Source organism: Micavibrio sp. TMED2 (assembly GCA_002168225.1).
Classification (GTDB): Bacteria; Pseudomonadota; Alphaproteobacteria; order TMED2; family TMED2; genus TMED2.
Genome location: NHBH01000001.1, coordinates 1989910 through 2012602 on the forward strand (window position 1 = coordinate 1989910; position 22693 = coordinate 2012602).

Genomic DNA, 22693 nt, shown 5'->3' on the forward strand with positions numbered 1-22693 from the left:
GCAGCAGGCCAAAGCGGCCCTTCCACATCAAACTTTCTCAGGAATGCGGCGGAATATAGCGATCTCGACCGGGAAGTCAAACAGTCTCGCTACCCTGCGCCGACTTTGGCCGCGACAGCCCGACAATCAGGCCGTGCAGGCTCTGAACATCCTGTGCCGTCGGCTCCATCCGCTGGATCATATTGCGGATGCTGAGGATCAGCTTGTCGCGCATATCGGGAGATCGGAAATACCCGCGCTCATCCAACAGCAGCACCAGCTTGTCAAACAGCATGTCGAGCGCTTCACGCTGCGGTGGCAGGTCCTTGGGACACGGCGCATCTGCCTTACACGGGCACTGCTCATGAATAATCTGATACCACTCATACGTGACGAGCAAGACAGCCTGTGCCAGATTGAGTGAACCGAAATTAGGATTCAGCGGTGCAGTCACAACCGCATCGGCCAACGCCACATCAGCATTTTCAAGCCCGGCATTCTCCGGCCCGAACAGGAACCCGACCCGCGTGCCTGCTGTCCCGGCCTCGACGGCCCTGGCCGCCGCCTCGCGCGGGGTCAGTACCGGCTTGATCATATCGCGCGGGCGGACGGTGGTGGCATAGACCCGGTGCAGATCAGCCAGCGCCTCACGGGTTGAGTTGAATACTATCGCCTGCTCAAGGATATGATCAGCCCCGGCGGCCATGGCCGTGGCGGCAGGATTGGGCCAGCCATCCCGTGGCCGGACCAGACGCAATTCAGTGACATCACAGTTGAGCATGGCGCGGGCACAGGCGCCGATATTCTCCCCCATCTGGGGACCAACAAGAATAATTACCGGTTTCAGCAGCTCTTGCGCGGGTGCAGGGTCATTCATACAGCCTCATGCGACGTTGTCTCGGACGTCGTTCTGTCGTCACTTCCACGTCTTCCAAGATAATAGTTAAGGCTATCATGCAAGGCGATGTAGGAAGCATCAATGATGTTTGCCGACACACCCACGGTGCGCCAGCGATGCCCCTGATTATCCATGCTTTCGATTAACACCCTCGTAACGGCGTCGGTGCCGCTGCTGTTGATGATCCGCACACGGAAATCAACCAGCTGCACACCTTCCAGAACCGGGTAATGGGTCACCAGAACCTGCCGCAGGGCATGGTCGAGCGCGTTTACAGGACCGTTCCCCTCGGCGACGGTCATCCGACGCTCACCATCCACATCGATCTTGATCGTTGCTTCCGACACCGTGACCAGCTTGCCGCGAGCATTATGCCGGCGCTCATCGATCACCCGGAACGAATGCAGCTTGAAGAACTCCGGCACCTGTCCGAGGGCACGACGCGCCAGCAACTCGAAGCTCGCTTCCGCCGTATCATAGGCATAGCCCTGAAACTCCCGCTCCTTCACCGCATCCACCAATGCGGTGACCGCCGGATCCTTACGGTCAATCTCGATGCCGAGAGCCGCAAGCCGCTGCAGGATATTCGAGCGCCCTGCCTGATCGGAAACCACAACCTCACGGCTGTTACCGACCACAGCAGGGTCGATATGTTCGTAGGAGCTGGGATCTTTGGCGATTGCCGAGACGTGCAGCCCGCCCTTGTGGGCAAAGGCACCGGTACCGACATAGGCGGCATTGCGGCTTGGCACCGCATTCAGGCGCTCATCGAGCAACCGGCTGGTTTTCACCAGCTGCGCCATCTGGTCCTGCGATACCCCGCAACGATAGCCCATCTTGGCGGTCAGGGTCGGGATCAGGGAGATCAGGTTGGCATTGCCGCATCGCTCGCCGAGACCGTTCAGCGTGCCTTGCACCATCCGGGCACCGGCACGGACCGCCGCAATTGAATTGGCAACGGCGTTGTCGGTATCGTCATGGGCATGGATGCCGAGCTTCACATCCGGCAGCGTAGCCCGAACCGCGAGGACGATTTCCTCAATCTCATGGGGCAGCGTACCGCCATTGGTATCACAGAGCACCAGCCATTCAGCCCCGCCTTCGGCAGCGGCCTTAAGGCAGTCGAGCGCATAGTCGCGATTGGCCTTGAACCCGTCGAAGAAGTGCTCGGCGTCAAAGATGCCCTCAAGCCCCCTGCCCGCAACTTCCTCAAAGCTCTCGCGGATCAGCCGCAGATTATCGTCACGGGCAATGCCGAGCGCCACATCCACATGAAAATCCCATGTCTTGCCCACGAGACAGACCGAACCAGCCGCCGCATCAAGCACCGCGTTCAGCCCCGGATCATTGGAGGCAGAACGCCCGTCCCGACGGGTCATGCCGAACGGTGTCAAACGCGCCCGTTTCAACGCAGGCTTATCACCGAAAAACGCATCATCAGTCGGATTGGCACCGGGCCAACCGCCCTCGACATAATCAATACCTAGAGCATCCAGCGCTTCAGCGATCGCTATCTTGTCGGACACGCTGAAATCGACACCCTGCGTCTGCGCACCGTCGCGCAGCGTGGTGTCGTAAAGCGTCACGTAATCGCCATCAGCCGCGCTGGTCATCCGGTGCGCCTCCAGGTTGTCCCGGTCGGGCCATCCTCAAGCAGCACGCCCTGATCCTTGAGCTGGTCGCGGATTTCGTCGGCACGGGCAAAATCCCGATCCTGCTTCGCCGTTTGCCGCTCCTCGATCAGATCATTGATGACCTGTTCATCGAGGCTGGCTCGGGCGGATGGCTGCCATTTGTACCACGCCTCGGCATCCTGTTGCAGCAGGCCGAGCAGATCACCGGCTGCCAGCAACTCACCTTTCGCCTTTGCCCGTTCGGCAGGATCGTCGGATTTGTTGATGATGGCAGCGAGGCCATGCAGCTTGCTGATCGCAAGCGGCGTATTCAGATCATCCCGCAGGGCCGCAACCAGATCGGCTGGCGGTTCCGGTATCCGGTCAATGCTGAGGTCCTGCGTCGACCGCAAGGCACCATAGAGGCGATCCAGCGCGCTGCGTGACTGTTTCAGCCCGTCCTTGGTGAAGTCAAGCGGCGAGCGGTAATGGGTCGAGAGCAGCGTGAAGCGGATTTCCTCACCCCGGAAATCATCCAGCAGCTCCCGTACGGTGTAGAAATTGCCGAGCGATTTCGACATCTTCTCGCCATCGACCATCAGGTAGCCATTGTGCAGCCAGTAATTGGCCATGGTCTCGACCTTGTGGGCGCAGCAGCTCTGGGCGATTTCGTTCTCATGGTGCGGGAAGATCAGGTCCTGACCGCCGCCATGAATATCGAATGGCAGGCCGAGGATCGCCTCTGACATGGCCGAGCACTCGATATGCCAGCCCGGACGGCCACGACCGTAATTGCTGTCCCAGCCCGGCTGGTCGTCTCGGGATGGTTTCCACAACACGAAATCGGCGGGATCGCGCTTGTACGGTGCAACCTCAACCCGGGCACCGGCAATCTGGGCATCGCGGTCGAGCTTGGACAGGCGACCGTAATTCGGCATCGACGGCACATTGAACAGCACATGGCCATCGGCCTCATAGGCATGGCCATCGGCAACCAGCCGGTCAATTAGCGCCAGCATCTCGCCAACAAACGCCGTTGCCCGCGGCTCCTGATCCGGGATCATCGTGCCGAGCGCTTCCACGTCTTCATGGAACTGGTCAGCAGTGCGCTGGGTCAGTGCCTCAATGCTCTCGCCATTGACCTTGGCCGCATCCATGATCTTGTCTTCAATATCCGTGATGTTCCGGACATAGGTGACCTTCGGATACTCAAGGCGCAGCAGGCGATACAGCACATCGAACACCACAACCGGACGGGCATTGCCGATATGGGCAAAGTCATAGACCGTGGGACCACAGACATACATGCGGACATGGTCAGGGTCGATGGGCGTGAAGTCTTCCTTCGCCCGGGTCATGGAGTTGTGGAGTTTAATCGTCATTGTACTTGCCTGACCGCGCCATCAGGGTTCAGCGCGCTTCACCATTCATTCGTGCCAGAGCGCGTTCACGCCCGATCAGTGGCAACAGATCCTTCAGTTCTGGTCCGTGATCCATGCCGGTCAGCGCCTGACGCAGCGGCATGAACAAGGCCTTGCCCTTGCGACCGGTCGCATCCTTGACCTTGCCGATCCATTCCGACCATGTGGTTTCCGACCATGGCCCTTCCGGGGCCACCTCGGCTGCCTGACGGATAAAGTCGGCATCCTCGATTATCGGCTCGACCGGGCCATTGGCAACCCGGTGCCAATCGGCAATGTCGTCGAGGGAGTTGAGGTTCGGTCGCACCGCTTCCCAGAATGCCTCGTCGATTTCCGGCATGCCGTCGCGGGCCGCCAGCTTCTCCTTCACCGCCGCGAACGGCATGTCCTGAATCAGTTTCACCGTCAGACGGCGCACCTCTTCGGGATCAAAGCGCGGGGTGGCCTTGGAGAATTTGGTCATGTCGAATTCGGCAATCAGCTGATCGAGGCTTGAGCGTGCCTCAATCGGATCGGAGGTACCGATCTTGGCCAGCAGGCTCAGCACCGCCATCGGCTCAATGCCGGAATCCGCCCGCATATCGGCAACGCTGAGCGCGCCATTACGCTTGGACAGCTTGTCGCCATTGGCAGCCGCGAGCAGTGGCAGGTGGCCGAATACAGGCACCGCGCCACCACAATGGGGCACCAGTGCTTCCATCAACTGGATTTGCACGGCGGTATTGGCGATATGATCATCGCCGCGGATCACATGGGTGATGTTCAGCTCAAGATCGTCGACAACCGAGCTGATGGTATAGATCGGGCGACCATCCTCACGGTACAGCACGGGATCGGTCAGATCGCGGCCCTTGAAGCTCAGCTCGCCATGGCCGAGATCGTTCCAGACAATCGGCGCATCCTCGAGTTTGAAACGCCAATGCGGCACCCGTCCCTCGGCCTCATACTTCGCCTTGTCCTCGTCGCTCAGACGCAGTGCAGCGCGGTCATAGATCGGTGGCTTGCCGCGTGACAGCAGGCTTTTCCGCTTCAGCGACAGCTCTTCCGGGGTCTCGTAGCACGGATACAGACGACCGCTTTCAATCAGGAACTGCTTGGCCAACTCATAGCGGTCCATGCGGTCGCTCTGACGGGCAAAACGGTCCCATTTGAGGCCAAGCCATTCGAGATCGCGGGCGATGTTGTCAGCATATTCCTGTTTAGAGCGCTCCGGGTCGGTATCGTCGAGACGGAACAGGAACTCGCCATCATGGCTGCGGGCAAACAGCCAGTTGATAAGGGCCGGACGCACATTGCCCACATGGATATTTCCGGTCGGGCTTGGCGCAAAACGGACGGCAACAGGTCGTGACATCGTTAAAACCTCGAAGTGCAGCACAGGTGGTCGCGAACCACGGGGTGCTGCTTATGTAGTGCTAGCAAAACTCTGAGCGCCGGAGACTACTCCGATTGCGCGGTGACGCAAGGGAAAGAATGGCAGCTATTCTGCAGCCGTGGGCTTTTCCACCTGTCGGGCACTGTCCCACTCCGCTTCCGTGCGGGTGATGGTATCGGCGCGATAGCCATTGGTGATCGGATAACGCCGTTCACGGCCAAAGGCACGGGGCGACACCTTGACGCCGGGTGCGGACTGCCGCCGCTTGTATTCCGAGCGTTCGACCAGCCGCCAGACCCGAATCACCGTCTCGCGGTCAAAGCCCCTGGCGACAATATCGCTGATCGACAGCTGATCCTCGATAATGCCGGTCAGGATCGCATCAAGGTCATCATATTCCGGCAGGCTGTCCTGATCGGTCTGATCCGGGCGCAATTCGGCACTCGGCGGTTTCTCGATGGTATTGACCGGGATCACAATACCGTCGGGGCCGAGGGCATCGGCAGGTTTGGCAGTATTGCGCCAGCGCGCCATTTCGTAGACCCGGACCTTGTAGATATCCTTCAGGGTATTGAAGCCGCCGGACATGTCGCCATAGAGCGTGGCATAACCGACCGCCATTTCCGACTTGTTGCCAGTGGTCAGCACCATGGCACCGAACTTGTTGGAAATTGCCATCAGGGCCAGCCCGCGCAGGCGCGACTGGATATTCTCTTCGGTAACACCCGGCTCGGTGCCCTCAAACAACTTGCCGAGCATCTGGTCGACCGCCTGCATACCGGGGCCGATCTCGATTGTGTCATGGCGGATGCCGAGCGCCTCAACCAGTGCCACCGCATCGGAGACACTGCCCTCGGATGAATATGGCGATGGCAGCAAGACGCCATGCACTCGCTCCGACCCCAGCGCATCAACGGCAATGGCGGCACTGACCGCACTGTCGATGCCGCCAGACAGCCCCAGCACCACGCCCGGAAAGCCATTCTTGGCGATATAGTCACGCAAACCGAGGGTCACCGCCTGATAAGTCGCGGCAATGCCGCTTGGCGGCTCGGTCATCTCGCCCTGCTCGCAAACCCAGCCCTTATCCGTGCGTTGCCAACGGGTTACCGCCGATGCCTCAACAAAGGATGGCAGTTGCAGCCGCAGGCTTCGGTCATGACCGAGCACAAAGGATGCGCCATCATAGACCACCTCATCCTGCCCGCCGACCTGATTGACGAAAATCATCGGCAGGCCGCTCTCAACCACCCGCGGTACCGCAACTTGTTCGATCCGGCGAATGGATTTGCCATCTTCATAGGGGCTGCCATTGATCGCGATAATGATCTCGGCCCCGCTCTCCTGCACGGTTTCCACCAGATCAGGGAACCAGATGTCCTCACAGATGGTCAGACCGATGGGCACGCCACGGAACTCAATCGGTCCCTGCAACGGGCCGGGGCGGAAGTTCCGCTGGTCATCAAAGACCCCGTAATTGGGCAGGAAATGCTTGTAGCGCTTGGCCTTGACCTCACCGCCATCAAGCAGCAGGGCAGCGTTGTAGATTACACCGTCATCGAACCACGGGCTGCCGACAATGATTGCCGGGCCGCCCTGTGCGGTTTCAGCCGCCAGTTTCTGCACCGCAATCATGCAGTCACGGGTAAAACCGGGGCGATCGATCAGGTCTTCCGGAAAATATCCGGCAATCGACAGCTCCGGTGTGATGACCAGATCGACCTCACCCGCATCACGGCGCGCCTGACGCAGTTTTTCCAGATTGCCCGGCAGATCACCCACGGTCGGGTTCAGCTGGGCAAGGGCAATGGTGAGGCTGTCTGTCATGGAGTTTCCGGCTTGTCCTCGGCAGTATCGGTCATGCCATGCTCACGCGGCAGCAGGAACTCACGGCCCTGCTTGACCCGGCGCGTACCACCATAGGAGATGATGTCCGCGGTGGCATAGGTTTCCGACCATTTATCCGGCAGATAGGAACCGGTACCGATAACATCAATCGGCGCGCGGGCATCCTTCATCAGGCGGCATTTTTCCGGGCTGAAACCGGATGAGGCAACGATCCTGACCTTGTCATAGCCCGCCGCATCCAGCTTCTCACGCAGATACCAGATCGCCGCTGCACTAACGCCGGTGCCGATTAGGTGTCTGATCTCGCTCTCCGGGTGATAACCCCGCAGCGCTTCCGGCACATTGCGTTCCAGCACGGCATAGGAGCCCGGCGGGTCCAGACCCTCGACAAAGCGACCGCCGAGGGTATCAAGACGCACCGCCAGCTTGCCCGCACGGGCCAGTTCCGGGAACCGCTCACAGACCGCAAGGCTGTCCGTCACCTCATGACCGAAGTAATCGACCAGCACGGTCAGCAGTTGCTCGGGATGGGTTTCGTGGAACATTTCGGCTGCGCGCACGGTTGACCCGGCATAGCCGATCAGGGCATGCGGCATGGTGCCCATGCCCTTGGGCTGGCCGAAATAATGCGCGGTGGCATCGGAGGCATTGCCGATAAAGCCCTTGGCACCGGTCTTGCGCCGTGCCCGGTCGGAACCGACGCTGGCGGCATAGGCCATCAGCTCGGCCATCTCGGTACCGGCACAGTGGCGGGCATCCATGGCGAGGAAGTCGATATTGGGCAGATCGGCACACATGGTGAAGGCATTGGCCGCCGCCACACAGGGCGGGCCGAGTTGCATCAGGAACTGGGTTTCGCAATCCACCAGCGCCTCGAACGAGCCGGTGATATAGAGGATCGGATCACCGGCACCGACCCAGCGCCCCTCACCGTAGCGCAGCTCGATGTCGATCTCGGCACCGCGATCGGCCATGGCCGCCTCGAGCCAATTGATCGCCAGTCGTGGCGCGCTGACAACCGGGCGACGCATGAAGACGGCATAGGTGACCGCCGTATCACCAAACCGGCGGACAATTTCCCGCGTGCGGCGGAAATAGGCGTCAGTCCAGCGATTGACCTCGCTCTGGGTGCTGTGCCCCAGACCGGCCTGCTGTGTGGTCGGGCCGATTGCCATAACTCCATCATCCGCCATGGCCGCTCTCCTTAATCCTCAGCGGAAATGCTTATTGCGCAGCAACGTTGGGAACCTGATCGGCCACCGGTTGACGCAGGGCCGCCAGATCCTCAGCCACCTGGAAGGCAATTTCCAGAGCCTGATTGGCGTTCAGACGCGGATCGCAATGGGTGTGGTAACGCATGGAGAGACCGTCATCGGTAATCTCCTGTGCCCCACCGGTACATTCGGTCACGTCCTGACCGGTCAGTTCGATATGGATACCGCCCGGATGGGTGCCAAGATCACGGTGAACCGCGAAGAATGCTTTGATTTCGGTCATAATCCGGTCGAACGGACGGGTCTTGTAGCCAGATGCCGCCTTGATCGTGTTGCCATGCATCGGATCACAGGACCAGACGATGGAACGGCCCTCAGCCTTCACGCGCTCAACCAGCTTCGGCAGTTCACCGGCAAGGGTGTCATGGCCCATACGGGTGATCAGGGTCAGACGGCCCGGATCGTCGAGCGGGTTCAGCGCATCAATCATGCGCATCAGCTCATCCGGGGTCATGGTCGGGCCGACCTTCAGACCGATCGGATTACGCACACCACGCAGGAATTCCACATGGGCACCGTCAAGCTGGCGGGTACGCTCACCGATCCACAGGAAGTGGGCGGAAACGTCGTACCAATGGCCGCTGGTGCTATCCACACGGGTCAGCGCCTCTTCATAAGGCAGCAGCAGCGCCTCATGCGAGGTATAGAAATCGGTCTCACGGATCGGTGCCGTGGTCTCGGAGGTAATGCCACAGGCCGCCATGAAGCGCAGGGTTTCGTCCAGACGGTTGGCGAGATCGCGGTAGCGGTCACCGGCGGGGCTCTCAGACACGAATCCGAGGTTCCACTGATGCACCTGATGCAGATCGGCATAACCGCCCTGTGCGAAGGCACGGAGCAGGTTCAGGGTCGAGGCCGACTGATGATAGGCATTCAGCATCCGCTCGGGATCGGGAATGCGGGCTTCCTCGGTGAACTCGAAACCGTTGATGATGTCACCGCGATAGCTCGGGAGCGTGGTATCGCCGATGGTCTCGTCATCCGATGAACGCGGCTTGGCGAACTGCCCGGCCAGACGACCAACCTTCACGACCGGCATGGAACCGGCAAAGGTCATCACGACCGCCATCTGCAGCAGGACGCGGAAGGTATCGCGAATATTGTTAGCGCTGAACTCGGCAAAGCTCTCGGCGCAATCACCGCCCTGAAGCAGGAACGCCTCACCCTTGGCAACGCGGGCGAGCTGTGAGCGCAGGCGGCGGGTTTCCCCGGCAAAGACCAGCGGCGGCTGTTTGGCAAGCTTGCCCTCAACAGCTTCCAATGCGGCGGCATCGGGATAGCTGGGCATCTGTTTTGCCTCATGGGTACGCCAGCTTGATGGGCTCCAGGTCTTGTTCGTCATCTGTTGGTCTCGTTTTTATCTGAATTCTGTTCGCGCGCTGATCATCAAAGCGGGCGGCGCATATTAGCCGTCATCGCCGCCAAGTCCAGCGCTTGCACTGCATTACAGCCATCTGTTGCACCCCAGCTTATCGGCTCTGTTGCCGGAATGCCATGATCATGTGGATAAGTTTGGCGTTTCGATTCGCCGACTCTAGTCACGATTCGCCGAGTGATTCATACTCCAATCATTCTTCGTGGGTAGGAGAGTTGGGCGCGGGTAAATTCGCGTGCCTTTACAGATAGTTATCTGTTATCATTCTGACTTCGTCGCAAATCTTGCGGCGAAGTCAGTGATTCCAGGGCTAGGCAAGGCACAAAAATAACCCGGGCTTATTTGGGGATAAGTTTGTGGAACACATTAGCAGGGAGTGGCTAACCCCATGTACGGCAACCATTTTAGTGATCTGGAACAGGCACTGGTTCAAGGCGATCTTACCAAGGCTTCACGCGTGCTCGTCGACCTCGATGAACGCAAGGAACGCATGAACCGCACCGAGAAGTTCCGACTGCAACAACTCGAGACTGCCTATCTCGGCATTGTCAATGTTCTGCATAATCCCGGCGTGATTCACTGATCACCTGATACGGAAACAAACCTATTCCGCCGCCTGTTTGGCACTCAATGTTGAGGCGGCGGGTTCACGCATCGTGACAAACTCCTCCGCAACGGTCGGATGCAACGCAACGGTCGCATCCACCTGCTCCTTCGTAGCGTCCATGGTAATGGCGACCGCCAGCGTCTGAATGATCTCGCCGGCGTTCTCGCCCAGCATATGAGCCCCGAGCACCCGGCGGCTGGCTTTATCGACCACCAGTTTCATCATTGTATACGGCTTGTTATCGGAGAAAGCGTAGCGCATTGACCGGAATTTTGTCCGGTAGATGTCCAGTTCATAAGCCGCTGTAATCGCGTCCTCTTCGCTCAATCCAACCGTGCCCAACTCCGGCGTCGTGAAAACGGCGGTGGTGACCATGGCGTAGTCGAGACGGTTATTGCCGCCCTCACCGAACAACTGATCAGCCAGCCAGTGACCTTCACGGATCGCCACCGGGGTCAGATTGGCCCGGTTGGTCACATCACCAACCGCGTAAATCGACGGCACGCTGGTCTGATAGCCCTCATTGACAATGATCGCGCCCTTGTCGTCGGTCATAACCCCAGCCGTATCGAGGCCAAGCCCCTCAACCCGTGGTCGGCGACCGATGGCAAACAGCACCTGATCTGCCTCAAGACTCTTGCCGTCGGTCAGATGCACCTTGAGGCCGTTTTTCTGTTCCTCAAGTTCGGTGATATTCTCATTGAATCTGAAGCTTATGCCCGCTTCCGCAAGGTCCGTGCAAAGTTGATGGCGTAAGTCGTGATCGAAGCCGCGCAGCACCTCCGATCCGCGATAGACAACCGTAACCTCGCTGCCCAGCGCATTGAATATGCTGGCAAACTCAAGACCGATATAACCGGCACCATTAACCACGAGACGTTTCGGAAACTCCTTCAGATGGAATATCTCATCCGAGCTGATGGCATGGTCGATCCCCGGTATTTCCGGCATGAACGGCTCGCCGCCAACGGCGATCAGGATGTGTTTGGCGGTAACCGTCTTGCCATCCACCTCAACCTCATGGGGGCCGGTGATCTTGGCATGGGCATGGAACACCGTTGCCTCAACACCGTCGAGGCCCTTCTGATACAGCCCGCTTAGGCGCTGGGTTTCGGCTGCAACCTTGTCCCGCAAGCTTGGCCAGTCGAAGCCGGGGGACTTGCCAGAGTGCTTCCAGCCATAATCGGCGGCATCCTGAAACATTCGGCGGAACTGACCGGCGAAGACCATGAACTTCTTGGGCACACAGCCGCGATTGACGCAGGTGCCGCCCATGTCGTGATCCTCCGCCACAGCCACTTTGGCACCGTTCTTGGCGGCAATGCGTGCGGAACGAACCCCACCGGAACCACCGCCGATGACGAAATAATCAAAATCGTAAGCCATTAGTCAGTTCCCCTGTCGGGCATCCCTGCCCGAGCTATCAAACCCCGGCGATCAGCGTGTATTTGATTTCCATGTACTCATCGAGACCGTAATGGGAACCTTCGCGCCCGATACCGGACTGCTTGACCCCACCGAACGGTGCGACCTCGGTTGAGAGGATGCCGGTATTGACGGCAACCATGCCGTATTCCAGCCCCTCGGAAACACGGAAGATACGGCCCATGTCGCGGGTGTAGAAGTATGACGCCAGACCGAACTCGGTATCATTGGCGCGCTGGATCACCTCTTCCTCGGTCTCGAATTTGAACAGCGGTGCCAGCGGGCCGAAGGTCTCTTCCTTCGCGACCTTCATGTCGTTGGTCACACCGGTCAGCACGGTTGGCTGGAAGAACAGATCACCTGCCTCACTCCGCGCACCGCCAACTACCACCTTGGCACCCTTGCCGGTCGCATCGGCAATATGATCCTCAACCTTCGCAATCGCCGACTTCTCGATCAGCGGGCCAACATCGATACCGTCATCGAAGCCGTCACCAACCTTCAGGTTCTTGACAGCTTCGGCATATTTCTCGGCAAAGCGGTCATAGACACCGGCCTGTACATAGAGGCGGTTGGCGCAAACACAGGTCTGACCGGCATTACGGTATTTACAGGCAATCGCCCCCTGAACCGCGGCATCGAGATCGGCATCGTCAAATACGATGAACGGCGCATTGCCGCCGAGCTCGAACGACACCTTCTTGATCGTGTCGGCGGATTGGCGCATCAGGATACGGCCAACCTCGGTCGAGCCGGTAAAGCTCAGCTTGCGGACAATCGGGCTGTCGGTCATGGCCTTGCCGATGGCTTTCGCATCACCAGTAATGACCGAGAAGATACCGGCAGGGATACCGGCACGTTCGGCAAGCACGGCCAGTGCCAGCGCCGAGAACGGCGTGGCCTCGGCGGGCTTCACCACCATCGGGCACCCGGCGGCAAAGGCCGGTGCGGCCTTGCGGGTAATCATCGCGGCGGGGAAGTTCCACGGCGTGATCGCCGCCGTCACCCCGATCGGCTCCTTGGTCACCAGAATGCGGGCACCGGGATTATGGGTCGGAATGGTATCGCCATAGGCGCGCTTACCTTCCTCGGCAAACCATTCGATGAAGCTCGCGGCATAACCAACCTCGCCCCGCGCCTCGGCCAAAGGTTTACCCTGCTCGAGGGTCATGAGCCGGGCCAGATCTTCCGCATTCTCCAGCATCAGATCATTCCATTTGCGCAGGATGGCTGCACGCTCCTTGGCGGTCTTCTTGCGCCAGGCAGGCCATGCCTTGTCAGCGGCATCAATCGCACGCAGGGTCTCCGCCTCGCCCATATCCGGCACGGTGCCGATCACCTCACCGGTCGCGGGGTTGGTCACCTCAAAGGTCTTGCCGCTATCGGCCTCAACCCAGTCACCACCGACAAAGGCCTTGAACCGGAACAGGTCCGGGTCATTGAGTTTCAGACGCATATGGGTGGTATCGATGGTGTCCATGGGGGTGCTCCCGGAATTTGTTTTTATGGCTAAATGCCGACCACAGCCGATAAACGCCGTGGCCGGTGAAAAGATCAGTCATTCTTATATGGCATGCAAAGCCGTATTCGCCAGAGGCCTGTGCGGCCATACGAAGCAAGAAACCGAAAAGGTCTCCACGCACAGCGCGATTATCACTCCACCGTCACCGCTTTGGCGAGGTTGCGGGGTTGGTCGACGTCGGTGCCCTTGAGGACGGCGGCGTGGTAGGCGAGGAGCTGGACCGGCACGGTGTAGAGGATGGGCGCCATATAGGACGCCGCCTCGGAGGGAATGCTCGGCATGGGGATTGACCAGGTGGTAACATCTTCCAGTGCCTTGACCGATTTCTCATCACCGATCAGCAGCAGGCGGGCACCGCGGGCGGTGGCCTCACGCACATTTGACAGGGTCTTTTCCAGCCAGCGGTCAGATGGGGCCACGACAACCACGGGCACACTCTCATCGAGCAGCGCAATCGGTCCGTGCTTCATCTCGCCAGCGGCATAGCCCTCGGCATGGATATAGGAGATTTCCTTGAGCTTGAGCGCGCCTTCCATGGCAATCGGATAGGAGCGGCCACGGCCAAGATAGAGTACCGAATGGGCCGAGATCAGGTCGGCGGCAATGTCCTTGATTGCATCATCATGGTGCAGCACATCGGAAATCCGCGCCGGAATTTCGCGCAAGGCGGCAGAGAGCGAGCGTTCCTGCGCCTCGGTGATCCGGCCCCGTTTGCGTGCGGCATACATGGCGAGACACGCAAGCGTGGCCAGCTGGGTGGTGAACGCCTTGGTCGAGGCAACGCCGATCTCCGGCCCGGCAAGGGTATAGACGGTCTGGTCCGCTTCCCGTGCCATGGTGCTTTCCGGCACATTGACCACGGCGAGGGTCTTTTGCCCCTGCCCCTTGGCAAAACGCAATGCTTCCAGCGTATCCAGCGTCTCACCCGATTGCGAGATCACCAGCGTCGCCGAGCCTTCGGTCGCCGGCAGGTTGCGGTAACGGTATTCCGAGGCGATATCTACCTCGGTCGGCAGTCCGGCGATTTCCTCGAACCAGTAGCGTGCGACGAGACCGGCATAGAAGGCGGTGCCACAGGCGGTGATGTGCAGGCGGTTCAGATTGGCAAAATCGAACTCGAAATCCTCGAATGCCGCCGCCCCGGTCGAGGGATGCAGATGGGCATTGACGGTATTGCCGATCACCTCCGGCTGCTCGTGGATTTCCTTGAGCATGAAGTGACGGTAATCGCCCTTGCCGGTCATGGCACCGGTTACGGATGACTGACGCACCGGCCGTTCCACCTTCGCACCATCGCGGCGGAAGATTTCAGCACCGCTGCGGCGGATCACGGTCCAGTCGCCATCCTCAAGGTAACAGACCTTGTTGGTATAGGCAGCGAGTGCGACGGCGTCGGATGCCAGATACATCGAGCCTGCGTTCTCGCCCTCGCCATAACCGATGGTCATCGGCGTACCCTGACGTGCGCCAATCATCAGCTCATGCTCACCGGCAAAGATCAGGACGAGCGCATAGGCACCCTCGAGCCGGGCAAAACTGGCCTTCGCCGCCGCCACGGGATCAAGCCCCTGCTGCAGGTAGTCGGTGACCAGATGGGCGACAATCTCGGTATCGGTTTCGGTGTCGAAGCGATGCTGCTTTTGCTCCAGCTCGGCCTTCAACTCCTGATAATTCTCGATGATGCCGTTATGGACAATGGCCACACGATCGGTCGCGTGCGGGTGAGCATTGTTCTCGGTCGGCGCACCATGGGTCGCCCAACGGGTATGGCCGATGCCGACATCACCCTTGAGCGGTTCGGCATCCAGCTTGCCAGCCAGATTGACGATCTTACCCGAGGCGCGGCAACGCTGGATATGACCATTGGCAAGGGTCGCGATCCCGGCACTGTCATAGCCGCGATACTCGAGACGGCGGAGACCCTCAAGCACGGATGGCGCAACATCGCCCTGCCCCAGAATACCGATAATACCGCACATGGTTTCTAACCCTTCTTCGCCTTGGCTTTCTGAGCCGCGCGCTGTTCGCGGAAGGCCGGGGCGCGCCCGGTCTTCTCAACCTGTTCACCGCGGGCAATGGCAATCGCATCGCCCGTCACATCCTTGGTAATCACACTGCCCGCCCCGACAATCGCGCCGTCACCGATACTGACCGGCGCCACGAGGGCGGAGTTGGAGCCTATAAAGGCATTGTCGCCAATTTTTGTCCGGGATTTGATATAGCCGTCATAATTGCAGGTAATCGTCCCGGCCCCGATATTGGACCCGGCCCCGACCGTGGCATCGCCGAGATAGGTCAGATGGTTGGCCTTGGCCCCCTCGCCCATCTCCACATTCTTGGTCTCGACAAAATTGCCGATGCGGGCCCCCTTGCCGATCCGGCTGCCCGGACGGATGCGGGCATAGGGACCGATAGTAACACCCTCGGCAATCTCGCAGCCCTCCAGATGGGAAAACGCTCGGATCGTGGCCGGACCGGTGACTGTGACGCCCGGGCCGAACACCACATGGGGTTCAACCACCGTGTCAGCGGCCAGTGCCGTGTCGTGGGTGAAGAATACTGTTTCCGGCGCTGTCAGGGTGATGCCAGCGGCCATGTGACCGACACGCAGACGTTTCTGCATCACGGCCTCGACCAGTGCCAGATCGGCACGGTCATTGACGCCGAGCGCATCTTCCGGCTCGGTCTGCACCACAACCGCGCGGTGTCCCACATCATTGGCGAGCTCGACCAGATCGGTGAGGTAGTACTCGCCCTTGTTGTTCTGATTATCGATCTTGTTGACCAGCCCCCGGCAGCGACCGAGGTCAAAGGCCATATAACCGCCATTACAGAGCGTGATCGCGAGCGTTGCCTCATCCGCTTCCCGCGCCTCGGTAATGCGCAACAGGTCACCAGCATCATTGGTCACCAGACGGCCATAGGCGGCGGGTTCGGCCAGATCCATACCGAAGACGGTAACGGCTGCAGACTGATCCATGATCGGTGCCGTCAGGGCATCAATGGTTTCCTGCCGCACCAGCGGTGTGTCGGCATAGAGTACGACAGCGATTCCAGCCGTTGAGACAGGTATTTCAGTCAGTGCCGCCTTGACCGCATCGCCGGTGCCTTGCGCCACCTGCTGCACCGCCAGGTTATGCCCGTCAAAGGCAGCGGCAACCTCGGACATATCCGGGCCGACAACACCGGTTATCGAGACCGCCCCGGCCTGCACGGCAGCAGCCAGCACATGATCGACAATCGGGCGATTGGCAACCGGGTGCAGCACCTTAGGTATCGAGGAGCGCATCCGGGTTCCCTGCCCGGCGGCAAGAATGATGATGTGCAGATCGGTCATGGTCGGACGGTCAGTGAACTAGAAAAACAGGTCAACAGATATGACCTGCTTACTGCCACGCAGCCCGGTTGATCGGAAATCAAAAACTGTTGCAGTGCATTACAGACCGCTGTGATGCGGCAATATTGCTAGGGCCTGCCCAATGCCGGTCTGGTTGCTGCGGGCTTTGAGCCAGCGCTACGCTGGCGACGTTCACGCCAATCATCCAGGCCGGCAGTCAGGCTGGCATCATGCCGATTGTCATTGCCCACAAGCAGGCTCGGCCCCAGCTTTGCGTGTATGTCGGCCACCATCCCATCAACCATTTCTTCGGTCGGACCAATCGCACCCGCCCCGTCAATCGAGCCGATGATGAACGCTTCCGGTGCCTTGCCATCAGGCCGGATGACCGCTGCCGTGGCCGATATGTTGTCGGTATTGGGAATATCGGCCTGCTCGGATTTCTCCAGCAAATCCTCGGTCAGAACTGCAGACATGGCCGAATCATCGCCATGTGCGAGCCCCTGCATCACAGCCCGGCCAATTTGCCCCGTCATGCGCGCATGCGCCTGCTGATCGCTCAAGCCATCGGCCTTAGGGTGCGCCAATACCGCATGGCCGTCCCAATAACCGTCACTGGCGGTAAATACCGTCGCTGTTTCACCCGGCTTGAGGTTGACGCTGTACCGTTGATACATGGCTTCAGGCTCAGACAAAGAGCCGATACCGGCAATCAGCTTTCTGGTGGCCTGCGCAACGCCGTCAAATTGTTCTGAAAAGTCCACATCATCAAACAGCCGCTGTACTGATGGTGCCGATCCATCGGCCGGGCTTATCGCCAGATAAACATCGCAATCACCCATGCAGGCGGCATCAATGGTCAACTTCCGCCCATCCGGCGTATCACGCACATCGACATGAGCGAGCGCAATAGCAGCTGAAGACTCTGCATCCGCATTCTTTTCTGCCAGTTCTATGAGGATAGCACCCAGCTGTTTACCAACCGGCACGTCGGGGGAAATATTCCCGGCAGAGGCGGCAATGGAGCGGTCCTGCTGATAATACTTACCCTGTTGATCGTCAGCGCGAGCCTGCTTCAGGGTTTCCCGGCGCACACCATGATAAAGGCCGGAAACACCATGCGCATTGATTGTTGCCCCTGAAATGCTCAAGCAAGACCTCGTTTAACCGGTTTCATTACCTGTCAAAAACATACCACGACATTGCGGCCACAAGGTAGCGCGCTTCACAAAGCCGTCAGGGTTAGTGATAGCAAGGGGGTCAAGAAAAGCAGCAATACCCGGGCATCACCGACTGATGGCCACTTTGCCATGATCGCCGAGATCGGGCATCTCATCGGTTTCGGCAGCGACCAACATCCTGATTGCCGAGACAATCGAGCCGGACTTGCCGTCCCAGTATTCCCCCTTGTCCACGGCGACACGGATCATGCCGACGACCGGACTGTCCTTGCCTTCCGGGAACCAGGCGTCGACGAATGGCGACCAGTGCTTGTCAATCATCTGGCGATCATCATCAAGCGAGGCATGGCCGCTGATTGAAATGTAGTCTGAATCAGATGGGCTGCTGAAACACAGGCAGATATCGCCGTTTTCCTGCAGTTCGATGCTCTTGCCGTTATCCAGACGGGTATAGAACCAGATTTCCTTGCGCTCCGGCTCGACAAAGGCATGCATCGGACGGGCACGCATGGCACCGCTCGGTTCCTTGGTCACCATCATGCAGTTATGGATGTCCCGGATCAGGTGCCAGAGCTTTTCCTCGTTGTTTGACATGGGTATTCACCTTATGGCTGGAGCGCTTGTTATTCTCTCGTTCAGGTAACGAGCAAGCGGGGCAAATGTTCCATACATCTGCTCCACAGACGGGCTTTTGTTGACAAGCAGCGAGCGACAGCCTAAGTCAGCGCTCCGGCCCATACACGGCCCGGGCGCGTAGCTCAGCGGGAGAGCACTGCCTTCACACGGCAGGGGTCACTGGTTCAATCCCAGTCGCGCCCACCATTAATTTCAGCACAAGCGATCAGGATACCACCCGAACTCAGGCAACCACCTTGCCGAGCACGCGGTTGATGGCGGCCTTGAGAGCCTCACCTCTCGGGGGTTTGGCGATAAAGCCGCTGGCGTTGAGCTTCTTGGCCTGTTCAACCGTCGTGACATCTGTGGTTGCGGTGAGGAAGACAACGGGCGTACCGGCAACCTCGCTATCCAGCACCTGCCGCAGCTTGGTCAGATATTCCAAGCCACCCATGGGGTCCATCTGTACGTCACAGAACACCACATCCGGCCTGATCCGAACAGTCATGGACAGAGCTTCCGTACCCTCGGATGCCTCATGAATATGGCGAATACCCAAAAGCCTGATGGCATCGCAGATGACCTCGCGCAGATAGCTGTCATCCTCAACCACCAGAACGCGGATATAATCCGAAATCGACTTGCCCGACATGAGACCTCCATCAGAGGCGCGCAGTTTAGGCTATTTTCATAATCGACCCAGCCCCTGTCACAGACAGTTGAGAGGTTGTGTACAGACACGATCGGAAGGGAGAGACCGCGAGACAGAGCGGAAACCGGATTATTATGTACTTAATATAATATGCATATTCGCTTAAGTACTTATTATATTGTGCAGGCAAAATATCTGCACCAGACCTGACTATCCTTTGAACACATACAATTAACAGACACTCATTTGTATGAATGCTTACAGCAGCCAAATTTTCTACTATCGAGAACAGCCGAACCTGTGCATTATGATGGTACAGTTATCGCTATAACAAAAACCTTACAAGATGACCGTTGACCTGCAGAAACCATGCAGATCGGCAAAGAACACTGTTGACGTGGCAAGCACAGGGCAAGGCTTGAGTCACACTTCCGGATGGGTACAGTCTTTTGGCGCTGTTATCGCGCTGACCCCGGATTCAATCATCGGTTATTATTCCGCCAATCTGCATGACTTCATAGACAGCCGAAACCCGATAAAGCCGGGGACACATCTGTCAGCGATCCTGTCCCCCGCAGGATGGGCGACCATGCAACGGACACTCCACAAGCTGCGCAACAGCAAGCTGCCGCAACGGCATTATGGCATTGAGCTGTGCGATGGTGGCCGGTTGCTCGATATGGCCGCGCGCATGTCCGGCGACAATATTGTCATTGATATCGAGCACCACATGCCTCAGCAGCGCATCGTGGTCTCCGAAAGCCTGCAGCCCGCCATCGACAGTATCCGGCAAGCAGCTACAATCGACATGAAATGCCAGCAGGCGGTTAAGGCGCTGGCGGATATTACCGGCTATGACCGCATCCTCGTCTACCGCCTGACCCATGACGGCAGTGGCTCGGTGATTACCGAGACAGCGGTTGACGGCATGCCCTCCATTCTCGGTCTGCATTACCCGGCAACGGCGATAACGAAACAGGCGAGAAACCATTATTGCCGCAACCTCGTCCATTTCATTGTCGATATCGATGATGAGAGCATCCCGGTTACGCCGCTGGCAAATGATGCCTGCCCGGCTATTGATCTGGGGGTCAGCGAATTGATGGCCTCTTCCCCGGCGCATCTTGCCTATCTGCGCAGCATGGGCATTTCGGCCAAACTGTCCGTGGCCATCATTGTTGAGGGGCAGCTCTGGGGCTTGCTGGCCTGCCAGCACCGCAGCCCCATGCTGGTGAACCCCGAAGTCAGATCCGCCGCCAAGATGATCGGTCAGTTTCTCGGCCTCAGCATCAACGAGCTTGAGCGTGCCCGGGATCGGGTGGAGCAGGAACAGAGCAAATGGGTCCATGACAAGATCATGGTCGAACTCGCCAAGGGCGAGCAGATCGAGAACAGTCTCGATGCAATCGCCAATATTGCGCGGACGGCACTGGATTTTGATTCCGTCATCTGCTGGGCTGGCAACAAATACAGCGTCATTGGCGAGAGCCTGACACTGAATGAATTTCTGCCGCTGCTCGACGTTATCCAGAAGCTGAAGACAGACAAGATTTACGCGACCAGCCAGTTGAGCACCCTGCTCCCTACCGCTGTGGAACATGCGGATCGCGTTGCCGGGATTCTGGTTCTGCCGCTGTCACGCCAATCCCATGATTACCTGCTGTTCTGCCGCAAGGCCGTACCGAGAAGCATCGTCTGGGCAAGCAACCCTATGGCCGGGGAAGAACAGCCCGCCACCCCGTATGGGCAATTCTCCACTTGGGAAGAGCACAGCCATGACAAGGCGCTGCCATGGCAACCACAGGAACTGCGCGCCGCCGAGGCCCTGCGCCTGACCATGCTTGAAGTTGTCCTGCGCATGAAGGATCAGGCGGCACAACATCAGGAAGCGGCCCGCAAACAGCAGGACATACTGATTGCCGAGCTGAACCACCGGGTACGCAATATCCTGCAACTGATCCGTAATCTGGTCGTACAGAGCAATGACGGCATCGATGATGTGGAACAATTCACCCGGATTGTCGGCGGACGCATACAGGCACTGGCGCAGGCCCATGACCTGATCACCAGAAAGAACTGGGAACCGAGCTCGATCGAGGAACTGATCCAGAAGGAAACCAGAGCATTTCTCGGCCAACAGGCTGATCGCGTCAGCATTGACGGCACCGGGGTGCTGATCTCGCCCCAGGCATTCACCACCATGGCGCTGGTCATCCATGAGCTCGTCACCAATGCCGCCAAATATGGTGCGCTGTCCAATGATAGCGGGGTTGTCAAAATCAGCCTGAAAGATGCCCGCAAACGCGGTTTTCATATACATTGGCAGGAAATCGACGGCCCGACGGTAAAGCCGCCGACCCGCAGCGGCTTCGGCAGCACGATCATTGAACAGTCGATACCGTTTGAACTGCAGGGCAAGTCGGATATCAGCTTCCATGAGGATGGATTTCAGGCTTTGCTGACAATCCCCGACCCGCATATCACCCGCGTGAGGGCCAAGGAATTGGAACAGAACAACACACCAGACCCGGCAGCCCCGGCCAACCCGGAACAGCCAACAAAACTGCTGACCGGCAATGTGCTGCTGGTTGAAGACACCATGCTGCTCGCCCTCGGTGCCGAACGGCATTTGATGAAGCTGGGTGCGGCACGGGTATTCATTGCCTCCAATGTCAGCAATGCCAAACATCTGCACGACCAGAAAGAGATCGAATTCTGCCTGCTCGACGTCAATCTCGAGGGGGAAATCAGCAATGATGTGGCTTGGGCACTCCATGAGAAGGGCATTCCCTTCGGCCTTGCCACGGGTTATGGCGCAGTCGACAGCCTGCTGGACCAGTTCCCGCCAACCCGGCTGATTACCAAGCCCTATGATCTCGCGGATATCGCCTCGCTGATTATGGCAATCCGGGATGAGGACAGCGACTAGAGCCTGATGATGCGGCCACCGGCAGCGTCGGCATCCTCGCTGTCATGGGTGACCATCAGGGTCGGTATCTGCCGCTCTCGTATCTGAGTAAAGACAAAGTCGCGGAACTGCCCGCGGGTTTCGGCATCGAGTTTGGAAAACGGCTCATCCATCAACAGGACCTGCGGCTCCGACAACAGCACCCGCATGACCGAGACCCGTGCGCGCTGCCCACCGGACAGGGTGGCCGGATCACGCTTCTCGAAACCGGTCAGACCGGCGGCCTCGAGTGCAGCGGCAATACGGTCATGACGCTCTGCCTTGGCGCGTACATCGGGCCGGATCGCGAAGTTCAGGTTGCCCGCAACCGACAGATGCGGAAACAGCAGATCATCCTGAAACAGGATACCGATATTGCGTTTCCACGGCGGCTGCCCATTCACAACAACGCCGTTGACCAGCACATCCCCTGCCCCGACAAACCCGCCCCCCAGCGACCCGCAGAGATAGGAGAGCAGCGTTGATTTGCCCGCCCCGCTGGCCCCCGCAATGGTGACGATCTCACCCGGCGCAACCGACAGCGAAACCGTCAGCAATGGCGTGCCATGCAGTAAAACCGACACGTTGCGCAGCACCAGACCGGGTTGGGCGGCATTCATGGTT

Annotated in this window: 16 protein-coding genes, 1 tRNA gene and 1 pseudogene; 3 read left to right on the forward strand and 15 right to left on the reverse strand. The window is 58.9% G+C overall.

Going from position 1 to position 22693, the window contains the following annotated elements:
* Positions 1 to 76: 76 nt before the first annotated feature.
* The 7 genes and pseudogenes from CBB62_09510 to CBB62_09540 form a co-directional block, all read right to left on the reverse strand.
* Entirely contained in the window at positions 77 to 856 is a 780-nt protein-coding gene (locus CBB62_09510; GenBank protein ID OUT42480.1) for a hypothetical protein, read from the reverse strand.
* The gene (locus CBB62_09515) at positions 853 to 2490 is read right to left on the reverse strand and encodes a citramalate synthase (protein OUT42481.1); all 1638 of its coding nucleotides are present in this window, start codon (positions 2488 to 2490) and stop codon (positions 853 to 855) included. Before CBB62_09515 ends, CBB62_09510 begins: the two co-directional genes overlap by 4 nt.
* Positions 2487 to 3872 (reverse strand): cysteine--tRNA ligase, encoded by a 1386-nt coding sequence (locus tag CBB62_09520; GenBank protein OUT42482.1) that lies wholly within the window; start codon positions 3870 to 3872, stop codon positions 2487 to 2489. The genes CBB62_09515 and CBB62_09520 overlap by 4 nt, the downstream gene beginning before the upstream one ends.
* Before the next feature lie 28 nt (positions 3873 to 3900).
* Positions 3901 to 5265, reverse strand: a complete 1365-nt coding sequence (locus tag CBB62_09525; GenBank protein OUT42483.1) for a glutamate--tRNA ligase — start codon at positions 5263 to 5265, stop codon at positions 3901 to 3903.
* Positions 5266 to 5351: 86 nt separating this feature from the next.
* A pseudogene (locus tag CBB62_09530) lies at positions 5352 to 7113 on the reverse strand (NAD+ synthase).
* Positions 7110 to 8309 carry a nicotinate phosphoribosyltransferase gene (locus CBB62_09535; protein OUT42736.1) on the reverse strand — a complete coding sequence of 400 codons (1200 nt, stop codon included), beginning with the start codon at positions 8307 to 8309 and terminating at the stop codon, positions 7110 to 7112. Before CBB62_09535 ends, CBB62_09530 begins: the two are co-directional and overlap by 4 nt.
* Before the next feature lie 49 nt (positions 8310 to 8358).
* The gene (locus CBB62_09540; GenBank protein OUT42484.1) at positions 8359 to 9750 is read right to left on the reverse strand and encodes a 3-deoxy-7-phosphoheptulonate synthase class II; all 1392 of its coding nucleotides are present in this window, start codon (positions 9748 to 9750) and stop codon (positions 8359 to 8361) included.
* A gap of 421 nt (positions 9751 to 10171) precedes the next feature.
* On the opposite strand from CBB62_09540, the gene CBB62_09545 reads away from it, so the two are divergent.
* The gene (locus CBB62_09545; protein ID OUT42485.1) at positions 10172 to 10366 is read left to right on the forward strand and encodes a hypothetical protein; all 195 of its coding nucleotides are present in this window, start codon (positions 10172 to 10174) and stop codon (positions 10364 to 10366) included.
* 21 nt (positions 10367 to 10387) lie between these two features.
* On the opposite strand, the gene CBB62_09550 is transcribed toward CBB62_09545, so the two are convergent.
* From CBB62_09550 to CBB62_09575, 6 genes are all read right to left on the reverse strand, one after another.
* Entirely contained in the window at positions 10388 to 11776 is a 1389-nt protein-coding gene (locus tag CBB62_09550) for a glutathione-disulfide reductase (GenBank protein OUT42486.1), read from the reverse strand.
* Positions 11777 to 11813: 37 nt separating this feature from the next.
* The gene (gabD, locus tag CBB62_09555; protein ID OUT42487.1) at positions 11814 to 13295 is read right to left on the reverse strand and encodes a succinate-semialdehyde dehydrogenase (NADP(+)); all 1482 of its coding nucleotides are present in this window, start codon (positions 13293 to 13295) and stop codon (positions 11814 to 11816) included.
* A 173-nt stretch (positions 13296 to 13468) separates the two neighbouring features.
* Entirely contained in the window at positions 13469 to 15316 is a 1848-nt protein-coding gene (locus CBB62_09560; GenBank protein OUT42488.1) for a glutamine--fructose-6-phosphate transaminase (isomerizing), read from the reverse strand.
* 5 nt (positions 15317 to 15321) lie between these two features.
* Positions 15322 to 16665, reverse strand: a complete 1344-nt coding sequence (locus tag CBB62_09565) for a UDP-N-acetylglucosamine diphosphorylase/glucosamine-1-phosphate N-acetyltransferase (protein ID OUT42737.1) — start codon at positions 16663 to 16665, stop codon at positions 15322 to 15324.
* Between the two features lie 137 nt (positions 16666 to 16802).
* On the reverse strand, positions 16803 to 17825 hold the full coding sequence (locus CBB62_09570) for a hypothetical protein (GenBank protein OUT42489.1): 1023 nt from the start codon (positions 17823 to 17825) through the stop codon (positions 16803 to 16805).
* A 135-nt stretch (positions 17826 to 17960) separates the two neighbouring features.
* The gene (locus CBB62_09575) at positions 17961 to 18449 is read right to left on the reverse strand and encodes a hypothetical protein (protein OUT42490.1); all 489 of its coding nucleotides are present in this window, start codon (positions 18447 to 18449) and stop codon (positions 17961 to 17963) included.
* Positions 18450 to 18602: 153 nt separating this feature from the next.
* Between CBB62_09575 and CBB62_09580 the strand changes: the two genes are divergently transcribed.
* Positions 18603 to 18677 (forward strand) — tRNA-Val (locus CBB62_09580).
* A 37-nt stretch (positions 18678 to 18714) separates the two neighbouring features.
* Here CBB62_09580 and CBB62_09585 read toward each other — a convergent pair.
* Entirely contained in the window at positions 18715 to 19122 is a 408-nt protein-coding gene (locus CBB62_09585) for a hypothetical protein (protein ID OUT42491.1), read from the reverse strand.
* 346 nt (positions 19123 to 19468) lie between these two features.
* Here CBB62_09585 and CBB62_09590 point away from each other — a divergent pair, with 346 nt between their 5' ends.
* Positions 19469 to 22051: a hypothetical protein gene (locus tag CBB62_09590; GenBank protein OUT42492.1), complete on the forward strand. Its 2583-nt coding sequence runs from the start codon at positions 19469 to 19471 to the stop codon at positions 22049 to 22051.
* On the opposite strand, the gene CBB62_09595 is transcribed toward CBB62_09590, so the two are convergent.
* The gene (locus CBB62_09595) at positions 22048 to 22689 is read right to left on the reverse strand and encodes an ABC transporter ATP-binding protein (GenBank protein OUT42738.1); all 642 of its coding nucleotides are present in this window, start codon (positions 22687 to 22689) and stop codon (positions 22048 to 22050) included. The two genes, CBB62_09590 and CBB62_09595, sit on opposite strands and share 4 nt — an antisense overlap.
* Positions 22690 to 22693: the final 4 nt, after the last annotated feature.